This window comes from Thalassospira sp. MIT1004 (genome assembly GCF_001858545.1).
Classification (GTDB): domain Bacteria; phylum Pseudomonadota; class Alphaproteobacteria; order Rhodospirillales; family Thalassospiraceae; genus Thalassospira; species Thalassospira xiamenensis.
Genome location: NZ_MCAO01000047.1, coordinates 1 through 16,694, shown reverse-complemented (window position 1 = coordinate 16,694; position 16,694 = coordinate 1). Strand labels below are relative to the sequence as shown.

The following is a 16,694-nucleotide window of genomic DNA, read 5'->3' as shown; positions in this document are numbered from 1 at the left end:
GGAGAAATACTATGGCGCGCGTTCTCGTAATGATTCCATCGGGCGAAGTCTACGACCATGATTGTGTCCGCTGGTACAATTATCAGGATATTCAACGTAGTATCGACCACTATCACAATATTGGCGATGCGTTCGTATACGATTCATCACTGAAATTGATGAATTATGACAAGCTTGGCGTTCTGCCGATTGCAGAGCCCAAAATGGAAGATATTGATCGTCTGCGTGAAGAATACGATTACGTCTTCCTACGTGGGTCGAACTATATCCATTCTGACATGGATTGGCGCAATACCATCGAAGTCCTCGAACGGCTGCGCTTGCCTGTTCTGGGTTTTGGTATCGGTGCGCAGGCTCCGGTCAAGGGCAAGCTGGAATTGTCCGACCAGACCAAACGCGTCTTGCGGATGATGGCCGATTCCACGACTTCAATCGGTGTGCGCGGGGCTTACACTGCCCAGGTTCTTTGGGATCTGGGAATTACCAATGTTCGCATTGTCGGGTGTCCGACGGCCTTCCGGTCCAATAATCCGGATATGCGCATCAAGCTCCCGTCGCTTGACGCTGTACGCAATGTCGGTATCACCCTGCGGCGCGAAGTTTCCCCGGCCTATGCACAGAATATTGAACGGTATCTGACTTTCCATCGTGATCTGGTCAAGGAACTGGCACATCGGTTCGATGACATCACCCTGATGGCCCAGGGCGAACCCGAAGAAAAGAAACTGGTTTTCGGGACCAATGCCCAGAAAGAAGAGGCAATGCAGGCCCTTAAAAACAACGATTGGGTCAAGAACTGGTATCTCGATCCGACGATGGAAAAGCTGTATCGCGAAAAGCTGTTCTATTCCGATGTCGTGGCCGATTACGAACATCTGGTCCGCACCAAGGATTGTGTTCTGGGCTATCGCCTGCACGGCAATCTGATGGCGTTGTCGAACGGTGTTCCATCGATCTATTTCACCTATGACAGCCGCACGGTGGAATTTGCCGAAACCTATCAGATTCCTTCCTACGACGTGTTCTCGAAAAAGGAATTCGTGCTTGAGGATTACTGGAATCAGGATCTGTTCGACAAATTCAATCGCGCCTGGTTCCAGACCTATCGCGAGATGGCAACGTTCCTTACGGAAAACAATATCGATCACAAGATGGTCGATGTGATGGCCCGAGACGCTCAGCCCGAGCGCAAGGTCGCATGATTAAACCCGGTGCAGCCATTTCGCACCGTACTATCGGGCGGAATGGCTGTGCCACCACAAGCATGTCCGCAAACGGGCAGCGATAGCAAGGAGACACGGCAATGACTGTACTTGTAACGGGTGGCGCAGGTTATATCGGTAGCCACGCAGCGCTTGCACTTCTGGATGCCGGGCGACATGTCGTCGTCCTCGATAACCTTAGTCAGGGGCACCGCTGGGCTGTTCCGGCCGGGGCTGCCTTTGTCGAAGGTGACTGCGGCGATTATGAGCTGGTTCGCAAACTCATCACCGATCACGATGTGACGGCAATCATGCATTTTGCGGGCTCGATCATCGTGCCGGAATCGGTCGTTTATCCGCTTGATTATTACTACAACAACACGGTGAATTCCCGTGCGCTTGCACAGGCCGCTGTTGATGCCGGTATCCGGCATTTCATCTTTTCCTCGACCGCAGGTGTTTATGGTGAACCGGCCAAAACCCCGATCCTTGAAGATTTCCCGTCAAAACCGATTTCGCCTTATGGCACGTCGAAAATGATGACGGAAAAGATGCTGGCCGATGCCTCGGTTGCCCATGACATGAATTATGTCGCATTGCGCTATTTCAATGTTGCCGGTGCGGATCCCAAAGGTCGGGCAGGGCAGACGTCACGCAAGGCGACCCATCTGATCAAGATCGCAAGCCAGGCCGCGACCGGTGTCCGCTCGCATCTGGAAATCTATGGCGAAGATTACGAAACCCCTGATGGAACCTGCATTCGCGATTACATCCATGTTTCCGATCTTGCCAATGCGCATGTTCTTGCATTGGAATATCTGGAAAATGGCGGCGAAAGCGACGTGATGAATTGTGGTTACGGTCGCGGTTTCTCCGTCAAGGAAGTGATTTCGGCGGTTAAGGAAGTATCAGGCGTTGATTTCCCGGTCAAACTGGCCGAACGCCGGCCGGGTGATCCCGCGGCGCTGATTGCCGGAGCAGACCGTGTTCGCGAAAAACTCGGTTGGGTGCCGAAACATGATGATCTTGAAATGATCGTGCGTCATGCCCTTGACTGGGAGGAAAGCCTGAAAAACCGTCAGGTGGTCGACGCCGCATAACACCCGAGCGCCAGAAAGGGAGGAAACGTCCATTACGAGCAAGCGGTTCAGAAGGATCAAAATGACCCGAACCGCCATAGCAGGAGTACCAGAAATGAGCCAGATAACCCCCTCAACTGGCCAGAGGCCCCGTATCGGCGTTCTCATGCCGGCAGGCAGAGTTGTCGAAAATGTCGGAGTGGTAACGCATACTTTTGGATCCCCGGAAAAAGCCACTCGGCTATTTACCAATATCGGTGACTGCTTCGTCTATGACTCATCCCTGAGAATTCTTGATTACGCTGAACTCTATCCTATTTATGCTTCGGCCAATGGCGATATTTCAGAAGCCCAGATCGAAAAAATCAACCAGCTTGATTATCTGTTTCTGCGCGGATCGAATTACATCCATACCAACGGTCAATGGGACCCGATCATTCGGGTGTTGGAGCGAACCAAAGTTCCGGTAATTGCATTTGGTATTGGTGTGCAAACACCTGACAATTCCGAAGACTACGTCAATGAGTCGACCAAGCGTTTCCTTCAAATCGTATCTCATCGGTCGGCAACGCTGGGTGTGCGCGGGAATCTCTCGAAAAAGGCGCTGAACTCGATCGGGATCAAGAATGTCCGCGTTTTTGGGTGTCCGACGGCGTTCCGCCACTGCAAACCGAAACTCAGTCTCCCCCGCATCAAGGCCAACGAAATTAAAAGGCTTGGTTTTACCCTAAGGCGCAAAACACATGGCTTTGGGACGCTGCAACGCTATTTGATGCGCACACTTGCGGAGAGATATCAGACCGAATTCCTGTGTGCGGGTGAACTGGAAGAAAAGGCCATTTTCTATGCCCGCTGCAACCAGATTGCCAACGCGGACGAAGTGATGGCAAAGGCCGTCAACCAGCTTATCAAGGAACGCTGGCTTTACGGCGAAAACGACCCGATCCTGCAACTGTATAAATCGTCACTGGCGGTTTTCGAAACGGTGGCAGATTTCGAGGAAGCAGAACGGCATCTTGATGCCGTAACCGGCTTCCGTCTGCATGGTAATCTTCTGGCGCTCGCCAACGAAGTGCCAGCGCTTTACATCACCTACGACACGCGAACCCGCGAATTTGTCAAAACGCTGGGCATTCCGCATGTCGACGGTCGCTATATCGACAAGTTTTCCTTCGAAGAAGCTTGGGATCAGGCAGATTTCGGCCATTTCGAGGAAACCTACCAGATGCGGTTTGGCGAACTTAAAACCTTCCTTGAAGAGAACGGCATGGCGCACCGCCTTGGTGCAACTCCGACCCCATACGTGGTCGAGGCGGCGTGATCAATGCTGCGCGGGCGTGGCCGGTTTTCCTAGTGCCGGTCATGCCTGTGTTTCTTTTCGCTTCAAACGGTAATGGATGGCGACGTGTTAACCAGATCGCATTTCCGCTACGCGGCAGTATTGATTGCGACCGTCTTTTCCGGTGGCGGCATACTTGCTTTCTCATCTCCGAATTCCTCGGCGCTTGAATTGACCGTCACGGGACCGGAAAAAGTCATTTTTGACAGTGACGTTGCGGGTTGTGATTCACATCATTTGCCCGATGCGCCAGCACGTGCCTTTCGCGATGACAAGGGGCGCATGATCCTGTTTGCGCCGAATTTTCAGAACCGGGCATTTGTCGGGTATGGTTTCGATAGCCTGAAACCCGATTGCGACAGCCGGTTTATGGCGGCAGGCAAGGCGCAGCCCGATCTTCTCGATGACCGCACCTGGATCCACGCCATTTACACCAATGATGGCAGAAATGTTTATGCACTGGGCAGTGCCAGCTTCATGCCGTATCGGCACGAAATGCCCTGCAAGGGACGGACAAAGCGGATTGATTGCTGGATCAACGGATTGGTAACGCTGAAATCGACCGATGGTGGCAAGACATTTGATTATCTGGGAAAACCGCCTCATCACGCACCCTTTCCGCCACCCGAACCTTATCGCGATGACCGCAAACGTGCGCCAAGCTACGTAACCGTGACCAACATCATCAATTGGCAGAATTATCTTTATGCCATTGTCTGGCGACGGGAAGAGGAATGGAAAAATTCGCGCAATTGTCTGGTCCGCGCCCCCGCCAATGACCCGTCAAGCTGGCAGGTTTGGGATGGCGAGGATTTCATCGACGCTGCCCGCCTGACTGAAAACGTATGGCATGTCAAACAGACTGATTGCGCCCGCGTTGGGCCAAGAGGCATTACCTCGATCCGGGGGCTGGTGCGACACGAAGGCACCAATAACTTTATTGCGATCTATCAGCACCGGCAACGCAACAAGGACGGTACAGATCGTCACGGAATCTTTTATTCGACGTCGGCAGATATGAAAAACTGGTCGGATCCGCAGTTCCTTCTGGATGAGGATCTGGACCCCGATGCCGGACCGGGGGATCCGTTTGCGGCCTATGCCACCATGATTGATGAAGACAGTCAGGATCGGCTTTTTAGCACTGTGGATGACGAGGCCAGCCTCGTGTTCGTGCGTTTGATCCCAAAGCCTCATAACGGGAAGTGGCGGGTGCCGCGACAGTTGGTACGTTTTCCCGTTTCCATCAGGAAGTAAAAGGATAAGGCCATGGAATTTGATCGTTTTGACATTGACGGGCCGGTGCTTTTTGTCCCCAACCGTCATCGTGACCCGCGTGGAACATTTGCCGAAACCTTCCGCGAGGATGAATTTCGTGCGGCAATTGGCGATGTAACACTCGTGCAGGAAAACCAGTCCATCAGCAAACCGATCAACACCATTCGTGGTTTGCATTACCAATCTGAACCCCATGTTCAGGGTAAGCTGGTCCGGGTGACAACGGGGGAGATCATGGATATCGCCGTTGATATCCGCCCGCATTCACCGACTTTCGGGCACCACATCAAGATCAAACTGTCGGCGGAAAACTGGTATCAGCTATGGATACCGCCGGGATTTGCCCATGGTTTCCGTACCATGCGGCCCGACACCACCGTGATTTACAAGGTGTCGGATTATTACAGCCCTGAAAATGACCGTGGGATCGCGTGGAATGACCCTGATCTTCAGATCGATTGGGAATTATTTGGTCAGCAGCCCGTACTATCGGAAAAAGACAGAGCTCAGCCCGCATTGATCGAACTGTTTTCAGTTGATGTTGCGCGTGCGGCGGCGGCGCATCATGCTCTTGCCGGGGATATCGGGCGTTATCACGCGTCGACGGGTGATTGATATAGCGGAGCCAGCGCAATCAGGCTTTCGTCCGGGATTTTATCGTTGATTGCGTTGATGTTCTTTTCAAGCGTCCTGCCCAGGGCGTGCACCAGGACCTTTTCCACTTTGCCGTCGTTGGCCATTTGCAAAAGGATGGATAAAGATTCTGTGACGCTGAAGGGTTCTTTGTAGGATCGCCGTTCAAGCAGTGCACCCATGATATCGCAAACGGTCAGAATACGGGTCAGATCGCGAATTTGGTCACCTGACAGGCCATCCGGGTAGCCAGTGCCGTTCAGGAATTCATGATGATGCAGGATGGCATCCAGAACGTCTTCGTCGATGCCGCCTTGCCGGGAAAGGAACCGGTAACCCGCCAAGGGATGGGTACGGATGACGTCAAACTCTTCGGAGGTTAATTTTCCCGGCTTATCAAGGATTGCAGCCGGGATATCGACCTTGCCGATATCATGCAGCAATCCGGCGATGGTCAGCTTTTCGATATCGCCGCGCCGCATTCCCATTGCAGTAGCAAACGAGCAGGCAAGACCGGTTACGATCAGGATGTGCTGGAAGGTTGTCTGGTGATAGGCCCGCACAGTCGATAGCCATTCATTTACACCGACATCGCCAATGGTTTTTGCAACTTCCTCGCCGGTTGCCGCAACTTCGTCAAGATCGACGGGCCTGTTTGCTCCGAACTGGGTGAAGGTTTTTTCAAGTGTCTTTGCTGCTGCGTTTATCGCTTTGGTCGCTGTCGGGGTAAATATGCCCTCCGCCTCGCGAATGTCTTCGATAATCTTTGCCAGCCCGACATCGTTTAACGGTTTGTGCGTTGTCTTGCGCGCGCCAAGAGTGGTCGCCTGCAATTCTTCCTGCAGGTTGCCTTTGGTGATCGCGAAAATCTGTTTGCAGCGGGCAGGAGCCGTTTTGCGAAACGCTGTCAGCTTGGTGATATTATCGGCCTTCGCAAGATCGATATCTAGAACGATGGTTTGCGCATCCAGCGGAATTTTATCAGCAATGGACGAGACCCGAATGTCAAAACCAAGCAGGGATACCGGCATCAAAGCCGTGCGGTCGCTTTCGCACACGACATGCAATATGTTTTGGGTTCCGGTGGTCAACGAAGTGCCATGAGACTGAATTCCTGCCCGATATTATCGCTTGTATTCGTATGAATATAAGATTTTATCAAGCAATTAGAAGCCTCTAATCAAAAAATTATGCGGCCAGTGCTGCAATCACCTGTTGTTTGCTTAAGATGCCGACCGTTTCTTGCCTGTCGTTAATCACGGCCATTGATCCCTCGGTCGCCAGTGCGACGGGCAGGATATCTTCAAGGCGCATGTCCCCGGCAATCCTGGGCCAACCCGCATTGACGTCGCAGCCATTTGCAACGGGCTGCATCAAGGTACGGGCACGCAGTACCCGTGATCTGTTCACATCGCGGGTGAAGGCACGTACATACGCATCAGCGGGCTGCATGATGATTTCTTCGGGTCGACCGACCTGAATGAGTTTGCCATCCTTCAGGATCGCAATCCGATCGCCCAGCTTAAGTGCCTCGTCCAGATCATGGGTAATGAACACGATGGTTTTATGAAGCTCGCCCTGAAGTTTCATCAACTCATCCTGCATGTCATTGCGGATGAGTGGATCAAGGGCTGAAAATGCCTCGTCCATCAGAAGGACTTCGGGATCGGTTGTTAAAGCACGGGCAAGGCCCACGCGCTGCTGCATGCCGCCTGAAAGCTGATCGGGGAATTTATCTTCGTATCCGGCAAGGCCGACCCGTTCGATCCAGTTGCGAGCCGCATCTTCGCGTGGTTTGCGATCAATCCCCTGAATTTCCAAACCATAGCCGACATTGTCGATCACACTGCGGTGGGGCAAAAGCCCGAAGCGCTGAAACACCATGCCAAGCCTTTTGCGCCGAAATGCATTCAATTCACTGATGCTCATGGCAAGGATATCGGTGCCGTCAAAAAGGACTTCGCCTGACGTCGGATCAATCAGGCGGTTCAGATGCCGGATCAGGGTTGATTTTCCTGACCCCGAAAGCCCCATAACCACAAATGTTTCACCCCGTTCGACAGAGAGTGATACATCATGCAGGCCGACCGTATGGCCGGTCTTGGCAAGGATTTCATCCTTATCGGCACCGTCTTGCGCCAGTTTAAGTGCTGTTTGCGGATCCGGGCCGAAGATTTTGAAAATATTGCGGATTTCAATATAACTCATGGCTTTTCCTCCGCCTTGTGACTGCGTTGGGACCGTCTGCCATAAGCCTGACCGATCCGGTCAAACACAACCGCCAGAAGCACAATCGCAATACCGGCCTCCATACCCGCACCAACATCAAGGCGCTGGATGCCCATCAATACCTGTTCACCAAGGCCGCGCGCACCGATCATGGATGCAATCACCACCATCGAGATCGACATCATTGTCGTCTGATTGATCCCGGCCATGATGTTGGGCAGGGCGAGGGGGAGTTGCACTTTCCAGAGGATTTGCTTGCGGCTGGCTCCGAATGACCGGGATGCTTCAAGAACTTCGGCATCGACCAGCCTGATGCCCAGATCGGTCAGACGGATTACCGGCGGGGCCGCGTAAATCACAGTTGCAAGGATGGCTGGTACCTTGCCCAGACCAAACAGCATCAAAGCTGGAATCAGATACACAAAGCTTGGCATTGTCTGCATGGTATCAAGGATCGGCAGCATTACGGCGCGTAGCCGGTTTGACATCGCCATCGCAATGCCGACCGGAACGCCGATGATCACCGAAAGTGACGTCGCCACGATCATCAGGGCAAGGGTCTGCATCGCCTTGTCCCAAAGCCCCAGCGATCCGATGGCAACCATGGCAATTGCCAGTCCAGCGGCAATTTTCCAGTTGCGGCTGGCATGAAATCCGATCACCGCAACCGCGATCACCACGATCCACCAAGGCGTTCCGCGCAGGATTTGTTCAAGCCAGACCAGAATTGTCAGCAGGCTGTCGGCAAACGCCTCAAACGCATCGCCATAATTCACCACCAACCAGTCGACAAAGCGATTGACCCATTTGCCCAAGGGCACATTCAATTGTTCTGGAAACATCGTGTGCGTCCGGCCGGTTGTGTTCAGAAAACCAATGAACGTAGGAGCCTAGCAATATGATCCCGCCTGCGCACGATTAATTGCTTGAGGGACTGACATCTCCTGACAGTTTTTTGCGTCAGGAACTGATAATAAAACAGCCCGCCCCATTCAGGCGGGCTGCTTTACACGTCAAAGACGTCAAAGCTTAAAAGCCTTAACGCGATTACATCGCAGCTTTACGTGCTTCTTCAAGCCAGCCATCGAATTTCGCTTGGTTGGCTTTGATCCAGGCATCGGCATGACGGTTGATGTCTTCGGCCGACTTTTCACCATCGCGCATGCGAAGGTTCTGGGCCGAGATGTCGTTGGCTGACAGTTCCATGATCGCAAACAGTTTCGCTGCAGCCGGGTTTTCTTCGGCCCATGCCTTGTTGGCGATGATCTGCTGGTTGTTCACCTGGAAGCCATAGTTCGAACCGTCCGGAAGGGCGGTGTCGGCTTCCTTGTTTTCACCCGGAAGCGACGAGAACGGAACCTGAAGCCAGGTAACGTCTTTGCCCGGTACGAGAACGCCTGAAACCCAATAAGGGGTCCACGTGTAATACAGGATCGGCTCGCCAGCCTTATAACGGGTGATGGTGTCGGCGATGATCGCAGAATAGGAACCCTGATTGTGGGCCACCGTATCGCGCAGGTCATAGGCATCAAGGTGATGTTCGATTACACCTTCGCAGCCCCAGCCCGGGTTGCAACCGGCAAGGTCGGCTTTGCCGTCACCATTATTGTCGAAAATCTTGGCAATTTCCGGATCGGACAACTGGCTGATATTGGTGATGTTGTATTCATCAGCTGTTTTCTTGTCGATCAGGTAACCCTGCAAGGCGCCCGGTGAATATACACCTTCGCGATAGATTTTCTCATCGCCACCGGCTGCCTTGTAGAAATCGGCATGTAGCGGGTTCCAGTGATCGGCCATGAAAGTTGCATCACCATTACCAATGGCAACGTGACCAGCGGCATATTCGATTTCCTGGATGTCCTGGACGTCATAGCCAAGTTCTTCAAGCGCCTTGTTCGCCAGAACGGTCTGGAATGTTTCTTCGGCGATCGAGCTTTTAAGCGGCTGAACTTCAACGCCTTCGCCCGGTTTCATGTTGTCGGCAAAAGCAGTGCCGCTGATCAGAAACGAGCTGGTCACAGCAATGGCTGCACCGGTGGAAAGTTTCTTCAGGATCGTCATTAGCTTCTCCTTGTTGATTGATTGGAGCAGTTTTCTGCCCTTGTTTTCAAACCGGCGTGCCGGTTATTTTTTGCCCATAAGGGAACGGATAGCTGCGGCCGGGCCGCTTTCGTACCAGTGGCGGGTGCCCTTGCTGCGGCTATCCTGACCAAGCGCCTGCGTCATGCGGTCAAGCACGATGGCCAGAAGGACAATCCCAACACCGCCAACTGTGGCAAGGCCCATGTCAAGGCGACCAATGCCGCGCAAAACCATCTGACCAAGGCCACCAACAGCGATCATCGAGGCGATCACCACCATCGAAAGGGCAAGCATCAGGGTCTGGTTCACGCCTGCCATGATTGTCGGCATGGCAAGCGGAAGCTGAACACGGAACAGAAGCTGTTTCGGGCTGGCGCCAAACGAACGAGCCGCTTCGACCAGATCGCCGGGCACCTGACGGATACCCAGAATGGTCAGGCGGATCAGTGGCGGCAGGGCAAAGATGATGGTCACCACCACGCCCGGAACGTTGCCAATACCAAACAGCATCACGATAGGCACAAGGTAAACAAACGCAGGTGTTGTCTGCATTGCGTCAAGGACGGGGCGTGCCGTATTTGCTGCCCGTTCATTGCGTGCCAGCCAGATACCGGTCGGCAGGCCCAGAACCACGCAGAACAGAACCGATGTGATAACCAGTGATAATGTCACCATGGCTTCTGACCAGGCACCGATCAGACCAACGGCAATCATCGAAATCAAAGTACCAATCGCAAGGCGACGACCGGCCAACTGCCACGCAATCAATGACAGGATCAGAATGACAACGATGGCTGGTGTTGCCTGCAACCCGGTTTCGACACCCGATAGGACCGCATCAATCGGCCAGCGGATCGCCTGAAAGACGCTGCGAAAGTTATCGACGACCCATTCCAACCCATGATTGACCCAGATATCAAGTGGAATGACCGCATCCTGAAAAGGATGGAGGATATCAAAATGATGTTCCGGGGCAGGGGCGGCATTCGAAAGCCAGTCTCCTGCCGTGTCAGAAGCGTCACCGCCACCCCATGGATTGGATGCGCCGTTCCGGGCCGCATCGGCGGCACCTGATGTGGTTGCGTCTTTTGCTGCATCTGCCGCGCCGGTATCGGTGGCAGCACCCCACGGATTGCTGTTATCAGCCATTTGCGCCATCTCCTTCGCGGTCGAGAGTCGCCAAAAGATTGGCTCTGTTGATTACGCCAAGATATTTGCCGTTTTCATTGACGACCGGCACGCCGCATGGCGTATGTGCCACGGTTCCGATCAGGTCGGAAAGCTGGGTGTCATGGGAAACGGCTTCGATATCAGGCAGGAAAGCTGCTGAAAGTTTGTCGGCACCTGATTTGATCGCCTGATCGACGCTGTCGACGGAAATGATCCCGTGGAAATCAAGCTTGTCACCAACGATATAGCCATATTCGCGGTCTTCGTTACGCAGGCGGTTAAGGGCTGTTTTAAGGCCAACACCTTCGCGTTCGATCACAGTAACCTGGCGTTTTACGACGATATCCTTGGCCGTAAGAATTGTTGAGACATCAACACCACGGAAGAACGATTTGACATAGTCATTGGCCGGATTGTTGAGGATTTCCTCAGGCGTTCCGACCTGAACGACAATGCCGCCTTCCATGATTGCGATCCGGTCACCGATGCGCATCGCTTCATCCAGATCGTGCGAGATGAAGATGATGGTGCGCTTGTGTTCACGTTGCAGGGTTAGAAGTTCGTCCTGCATTTCTGTACGGATCAGCGGATCAAGGGCGGAAAATGCTTCGTCCATCAACATAACGGATGGGTCGTTGGCAAGGGCACGGGCAAGGCCGACGCGCTGCTGCATGCCACCCGAAAGTTCATCGGGGTAGGAATTGGCCTGTGCTTTCAGTCCGACCTGATCAAGCGCATTCAGGGCGCGCTCATGGCGTTCGTTTTCGGCAACACCCGCCAATTCAAGGCCAAATGCTGCATTTTCGACAACGCTCATATGGGGCATCAGTGCAAAGGACTGGAATACCATGGACATGTCCCTGCGGCGTAATTCGCGCAATTCTTCGTCATTCATGGCGGCAATGTCGGTGCCGTCATAAAGAACCTGGCCCGACGTTGGCTCGATCAAACGGTTCAGCAGGCGAACAAGTGTCGATTTTCCAGATCCCGAGAGCCCCATCACAACGAAAATCTCGCCCTGGCGGACGGTGAAGCTGGCGCCGCAAACCCCGACGGTTTGTCCGGTTTTGTCAAAAATTTCGGCTTTGTCGATCCCGTCATTGATCATCTGCATTGCCTGATCAGGACGGTCGCCAAAGACTTTGTAAAGGTCCTTTACAACGATTTTATCGGTCATTGGCCCTTGTCATTTGTTGTTGTCGGACAACAAGCGTCGGTCGATCCCGGGTTGCGGAAACCACGCGATGTCATCCATTGAAAATGTCATGTCGAGACAGGTGTGATCTTTGCGCCGGATCGCGCCTGCTCCCCCAATTTCGTCACATTCTGTGTTTTGATAGTTACAGATCAAAACATTTGATGTCAAATTATAATGGCGCTAAGTTGGCCCGATAACATGACAGGGAGAACGGCGCGTATGATCACGGATCAGCAGAAAAGAAGAGAGTTTCTCGATGTTCTGGTCGCGCTGAGGCAGATCATTCGTGCAACCGATCTGCATTCAAAACATGTGATGAAGGTTTGTGGTCTTACTGTTCCGCAGCTTGTCGTGCTTCTGGCAATCGAAGAATTGGGGGCGGTGACGGTCAAGGAAATCTCGCGGCATGTCTCGCTTAGTCAGGCAACCGTTACGACGATCCTGAACCGGCTTGAAGATCGCGGTTTTATCGAGCGGGCCCGCAACGCGGATGACAAGAGGGTGGTCAATAGTCGCCTTACCGACAAGGGGCTTGCCGTACTGAGCGATACGCCACCGCTGATGGACGGTGAATTCATGCAGCGCTATGAAATGCTTGATATGAACGAACGCAGTCGCATTCTGACCTCATTGCAGCGTGTTGCCCGCCTGATGGATACCGAAGAAGTCGACCCCAGGCCGCCGACCGGACACGATCGGTTTTCCGTGGACTAGAATGGGGCAATCGGGATTGCCTCGATTGTTTCCACCCCTAACCAATTTTGAAGGCGCAGCAAAAAGGGGCAGATCGAAATCTGCCCCGTGATCAATATTTGCAAGACCGCATTGCGATCAGGTTGCTACCTGTTTTTAAAGCGCGGCCTCAACCCGCTCTGCCACTTTCTCCGGCACCCAGGCTTTCCAAACGTCCGGCTTTTCTTTCAGGAAATAAAGTGCTGCATCTTCGGGCTTTTCTTCGTTTTCCTGCATATAGGCCAGCATTTCCGAAACCATGGCGTTGCTGGTTTCATAATGCGTCAGGAATTCGATCAGTTTGGGCGCTGATTTCATGAATTCCGTATTAACCCCGACCGTAACCGTGCTTTCGGGATAGGCCGTGGCTTTTTTCGGGTTTGGATCTGTTTTCAGCTTGTCGAAGATCGACTGATCATAGGCCGGTTCTTCAAGGCGATAGCTGTCATAAAGACCCATCACCCATGTCGGCCCCCAATAGTAATAAAGTGCCGCCTCGCCACGCTTGTGCGCAGAGGCGATTGCCGCAGAAAGCGCCGCACCGGTGCCTGGGCGGAAGTTGGTGAAGCTGTCATCAAGGCCATAGGCCACGAGTTTCGCCGAATTGACCTTTTCGCAAACCCAGCCCGCCGGGCAATTGTAAAAGCGGCCTTTGTCCGGTTCTTCGGCGTCTTCGAACAGTTTGGCGTATTTGGGCAGAGCATCGACCGACTTTAGATCGGGCGCCATCGGCTCGATCCCGCGTTCCTTATCGCCTTCGATCACATAACGCGGCACGAACCAGCCTTCGACCGCATCATCGAAATTCACCCCGATTTGGGTAACATTTCCGGCGGCCTCTGCCTTTTTCCATGCGTCTGCCACGTTATCGCGCCAGATTTCCATGACAACGTCGATGTCGCCTTTACCCGCACCGGTCAAAAGCGGAATCACATCACCGGGCAGGGCGTCGGTCTGGCAGCCATAACCCTTTTCAATGATAAAGCGCGCGACAGCATTGTGGAAAAGCGCACTGTCATAATTCAGCCCGGCGAACATCACCGGGCGATCAATCTCGCAACTGGCATCCTGTGCCTGTGCGCTTGTGAAACTGGAAAATGCAAGGCCAGCGGCCATAAGCATTGCGGCTCCGGTAGGCAGGATGTTCATCATTTTTCCCTTTGACTATCTTCTACGGTCCGGAAGCGCATCAAATGCAATGTCCGACGGTTGGATGCCGTCATGTCACCAGTGGTTGTTCATTTGGTCCCCTGACTGGACTTTGCCCCTGATACAGGTAGGTCGAAGTTTAACCTCGGGTCCAAAGATGACGCAACCCTGCTTGCCGACATTTGCCGGACTTGTGATGAGCCATGATGGGTTGCAGTATAAAACGCTCCTCCTGACAACGATGTCAGGAGATGTCAGTGTATTTACGATTGCGGGGGGTGGAATTTTGACCGGAAGTTCGTGAAACTTTCCTGTGGCATGTTTATGCTGCGCCAAACGCATTTTCGCCGGGGGTCACCATGACGCATGACAGTCTGTTTGTTTTTGATATCGAAACCGTTCCCGATATCGATGTTCTGCCACAATTGACCGGCGAAACCGCACCTGATCCGGCAACAGGCCGCGAGATGCTCGAAAAATATCATCTAGATATCACCGATGGTCGAAACGGTTTCCCGCGCCAACCATTTCACAAGGTTGTCGCGATCAGTTTCCTGCGCGCCACGATCCAGCGCGACGGAAATCTTGAAACTTACGAGATCGAAGAACTGCGTTCCGGTGGTGATCTGATCAGCGAGGAAAAGGACCTTGTGAACGGTTTCTTTGCCTATTGCGGTAAACTTTATCCTAGGCTTGTCAGTTTCAATGGTCGCGGGTTCGATCTGCCGGTTTTGAAATATCGCGCGATGAAGCATGGGGTGAGTGCGCGGTGGTTACACCAATCCGCCAACAAGTGGGAAAATTATACGTCGCGTTATGCGCCAAACTGGCATTGCGACCTTGCCGAAGTTCTTTCCGACTACGGTGCATCCGCAAGAACCAAAATGAACGAGGTCTGTGCCGCCCTTGATCTTCCGGGCAAGACCGGCGTTGATGGTAGCAAAGTTTCGGACATGTATGACAATGGCGAGATTGAAGGCATTCGTCGTTACTGCGAAACGGATGTTCTCAACACCTATCTTCTTTATCTTCGCTATGTTCTCCACACCGGATTAAGCGACCATGACGGTTATAATCACGCCATCAATCTGACCGTCGCATGGCTTGAGGAACGGGCAGGGGATATCCCGGCTTATCAGGAATTCCTCGACGCCTGGCGGGCTTCAAGCGCCGGATCATTCAATCTGCTTTAAGATATCCCGGTTTCGGTAAAGTGAAACGTTTCACACCGACGGGATCGTTTTGTGTGATCTGTATTGAATTGCGAATCATTTGCGATTAGTGCTGATGCCTGGTTGCAAGTGACTTGCAAACGCATGTCGTGGTGAAAAGATTTCAAGGGAAACGTTTCGATGGATATCAGGAGAATCATCTGTGGCACGGTGTTGGGTGCTGCCGCCGTTACGGCTTCGGCCGCCTCTGCACAGGAAGTGAATGTCTACTCCCTGCGCCAGCCTTTCCTTGTTGAGCCCCTGTTCGAGAGCTTCACCAAGGAAACCGGAGTTAAGGTCAATGTGATCTTCGCGGAAAAAGGTCTGGTTGAGCGGATCAAGCAGGAAGGTGCAAACAGCCCGGCGGATGTCCTGATGACCGTCGATATCAGCCGCATCAAGGAAGCCGTCGATGCCGGTGTCACCGACGCCGTCAATAGTGATGTTCTGGAAGCAAATATTCCGGCCCACTTGCGCGATGAAAACGATCAGTGGTTCGCGCTGACCCAGCGTGGTCGCGCTCTTTATGCATCGAAAGACCGTGTGACCGAGGGCGAAATTGCCACATACGAAGATCTTGCCGATCCGAAATGGAAGGGCCGCGTTTGTACCCGTTCTGGTACGCATGATTACAATATCGCGCTGGTTTCTTCGATGATTGCGCATCACGGCACAGAAGAAGCCAAAACATGGCTCGAAGGGTTGAAAGCAAACCTTGCACGCAAGCCACAGGGCAATGATCGTGGTCAGGTCAAGGCGATCAAGGAAGGCGAATGCGATGTCGCGATTGCCAATACCTATTACTACGGCAAGATGCTTGATGACCCGGAACAGCGCGCATGGGCGGAATCGGTAAATATTATCTTCCCCAATCAGAATGACCGCGGCATGTCGATGAACATTTCCGGCATGACCCTGATCAAAGGTGCCCCGAACAAGGAAAACGCCGTCAAGTTGATGGAATTCCTTTCGGGTGACGAGGCACAGAAAATCTATGCCGAAGTGAATTACGAATATCCGGTCAAGCCGGGTGTTGAATGGTCCGACTATGTGAAGTCGTGGGGCACGTTCAAGGCTGATGAGCTGCCGTTGTCTGAAATTGCGCGTCTGCGTGCGGATGCCGTACGCATGATCGATGAAGTGGGATACAACGAATAAACGAATTTTCGTTTTCAGACCGCTGACAAACCCCGTCATATTTTGGCGGGGTTTTGCTTTTAGAGGTGTTTGAAAGCTGGCTTGAGTGTGCCGAGGGGATTATGCCTCGGCGATTGGCCCCTTGGGGCCCAAAGCCAGGGCTATTTTCTTGATGTTTTGGGCGGCGGCGGCCAGCAGACATTGGCATTTGACATTGATCAGTCCCCGGAACCTTGCATATCGATGACCGTG

15 protein-coding genes are annotated in these 16,694 nt (G+C 53.0%); 8 read left to right on the top strand and 7 right to left on the bottom strand.

Annotated features, from left to right (window positions below; genetic code table 11):
- Nucleotides 1-11: 11 nt before the first annotated feature.
- The 5 genes from BC440_RS21165 (at nucleotide 12) to rfbC (ending at nucleotide 5,513) form a co-directional block, all read left to right on the top strand.
- Nucleotides 12-1,202 (top strand): polysaccharide pyruvyl transferase family protein, encoded by a 1,191-nt coding sequence (locus tag BC440_RS21165; RefSeq protein ID WP_007089960.1) that lies wholly within the window; start codon nucleotides 12-14, stop codon nucleotides 1,200-1,202.
- Nucleotides 1,203-1,303: 101 nt separating this feature from the next.
- Nucleotides 1,304-2,302, top strand: a complete 999-nt coding sequence (gene galE, locus BC440_RS21160) for a UDP-glucose 4-epimerase GalE (protein ID WP_007089959.1) — start codon at nucleotides 1,304-1,306, stop codon at nucleotides 2,300-2,302.
- A gap of 145 nt (nucleotides 2,303-2,447) precedes the next feature.
- Nucleotides 2,448-3,602: a polysaccharide pyruvyl transferase family protein gene (locus tag BC440_RS21155; RefSeq protein ID WP_007089958.1), complete on the top strand. Its 1,155-nt coding sequence runs from the start codon at nucleotides 2,448-2,450 to the stop codon at nucleotides 3,600-3,602.
- 84 nt (nucleotides 3,603-3,686) lie between these two features.
- Complete coding sequence (locus BC440_RS21150; protein ID WP_071241442.1) at nucleotides 3,687-4,877, top strand: hypothetical protein; 1,191 nt, start codon at nucleotides 3,687-3,689, stop codon at nucleotides 4,875-4,877.
- 12 nt (nucleotides 4,878-4,889) lie between these two features.
- Entirely contained in the window at nucleotides 4,890-5,513 is a 624-nt protein-coding gene (rfbC, locus tag BC440_RS21145) for a dTDP-4-dehydrorhamnose 3,5-epimerase (RefSeq protein ID WP_071241298.1), read from the top strand.
- Here the strand turns inward: rfbC and BC440_RS21140 are convergent.
- From BC440_RS21140 to proV, 6 genes are all read right to left on the bottom strand, one after another.
- Nucleotides 5,492-6,562: an HD domain-containing phosphohydrolase gene (locus BC440_RS21140; RefSeq protein WP_139192168.1), complete on the bottom strand. Its 1,071-nt coding sequence runs from the start codon at nucleotides 6,560-6,562 to the stop codon at nucleotides 5,492-5,494. The genes rfbC and BC440_RS21140 overlap by 22 nt on opposite strands.
- A 157-nt stretch (nucleotides 6,563-6,719) precedes the next feature.
- Nucleotides 6,720-7,739 carry a glycine betaine/L-proline ABC transporter ATP-binding protein gene (locus tag BC440_RS21135; protein ID WP_071241296.1) on the bottom strand — a complete coding sequence of 340 codons (1,020 nt, stop codon included), beginning with the start codon at nucleotides 7,737-7,739 and terminating at the stop codon, nucleotides 6,720-6,722.
- Entirely contained in the window at nucleotides 7,736-8,602 is an 867-nt protein-coding gene (locus BC440_RS21130; protein ID WP_071241295.1) for a proline/glycine betaine ABC transporter permease, read from the bottom strand. Before BC440_RS21130 ends, BC440_RS21135 begins: the two co-directional genes overlap by 4 nt.
- Before the next feature lie 205 nt (nucleotides 8,603-8,807).
- Nucleotides 8,808-9,824: a glycine betaine/L-proline ABC transporter substrate-binding protein ProX gene (gene proX / locus BC440_RS21125; protein WP_071241294.1), complete on the bottom strand. Its 1,017-nt coding sequence runs from the start codon at nucleotides 9,822-9,824 to the stop codon at nucleotides 8,808-8,810.
- A gap of 63 nt (nucleotides 9,825-9,887) precedes the next feature.
- Complete coding sequence (gene proW, locus BC440_RS21120; RefSeq protein ID WP_063092928.1) at nucleotides 9,888-10,994, bottom strand: glycine betaine/L-proline ABC transporter permease ProW; 1,107 nt, start codon at nucleotides 10,992-10,994, stop codon at nucleotides 9,888-9,890.
- The gene (gene proV / locus BC440_RS21115) at nucleotides 10,987-12,192 is read right to left on the bottom strand and encodes a glycine betaine/L-proline ABC transporter ATP-binding protein ProV (RefSeq protein WP_007089950.1); all 1,206 of its coding nucleotides are present in this window, start codon (nucleotides 12,190-12,192) and stop codon (nucleotides 10,987-10,989) included. The genes proW and proV overlap by 8 nt, the downstream gene beginning before the upstream one ends.
- A 240-nt stretch (nucleotides 12,193-12,432) precedes the next feature.
- Here proV and BC440_RS21110 point away from each other — a divergent pair, with 240 nt between their 5' ends.
- On the top strand, nucleotides 12,433-12,927 hold the full coding sequence (locus BC440_RS21110) for a MarR family transcriptional regulator (RefSeq protein WP_071241293.1): 495 nt from the start codon (nucleotides 12,433-12,435) through the stop codon (nucleotides 12,925-12,927).
- Nucleotides 12,928-13,062: 135 nt separating this feature from the next.
- On the opposite strand, the gene BC440_RS21105 is transcribed toward BC440_RS21110, so the two are convergent.
- Nucleotides 13,063-14,067 carry an ABC transporter substrate-binding protein gene (locus BC440_RS21105; protein ID WP_247643634.1) on the bottom strand — a complete coding sequence of 335 codons (1,005 nt, stop codon included), beginning with the start codon at nucleotides 14,065-14,067 and terminating at the stop codon, nucleotides 13,063-13,065.
- A gap of 386 nt (nucleotides 14,068-14,453) precedes the next feature.
- Between BC440_RS21105 and BC440_RS21100 the strand changes: the two genes are divergently transcribed.
- On the top strand, nucleotides 14,454-15,287 hold the full coding sequence (locus BC440_RS21100) for a 3'-5' exonuclease (RefSeq protein WP_071241291.1): 834 nt from the start codon (nucleotides 14,454-14,456) through the stop codon (nucleotides 15,285-15,287).
- Nucleotides 15,288-15,446: 159 nt separating this feature from the next.
- Entirely contained in the window at nucleotides 15,447-16,463 is a 1,017-nt protein-coding gene (locus BC440_RS21095) for a Fe(3+) ABC transporter substrate-binding protein (RefSeq protein ID WP_110252310.1), read from the top strand.
- Nucleotides 16,464-16,694 lie beyond the last annotated feature (231 nt).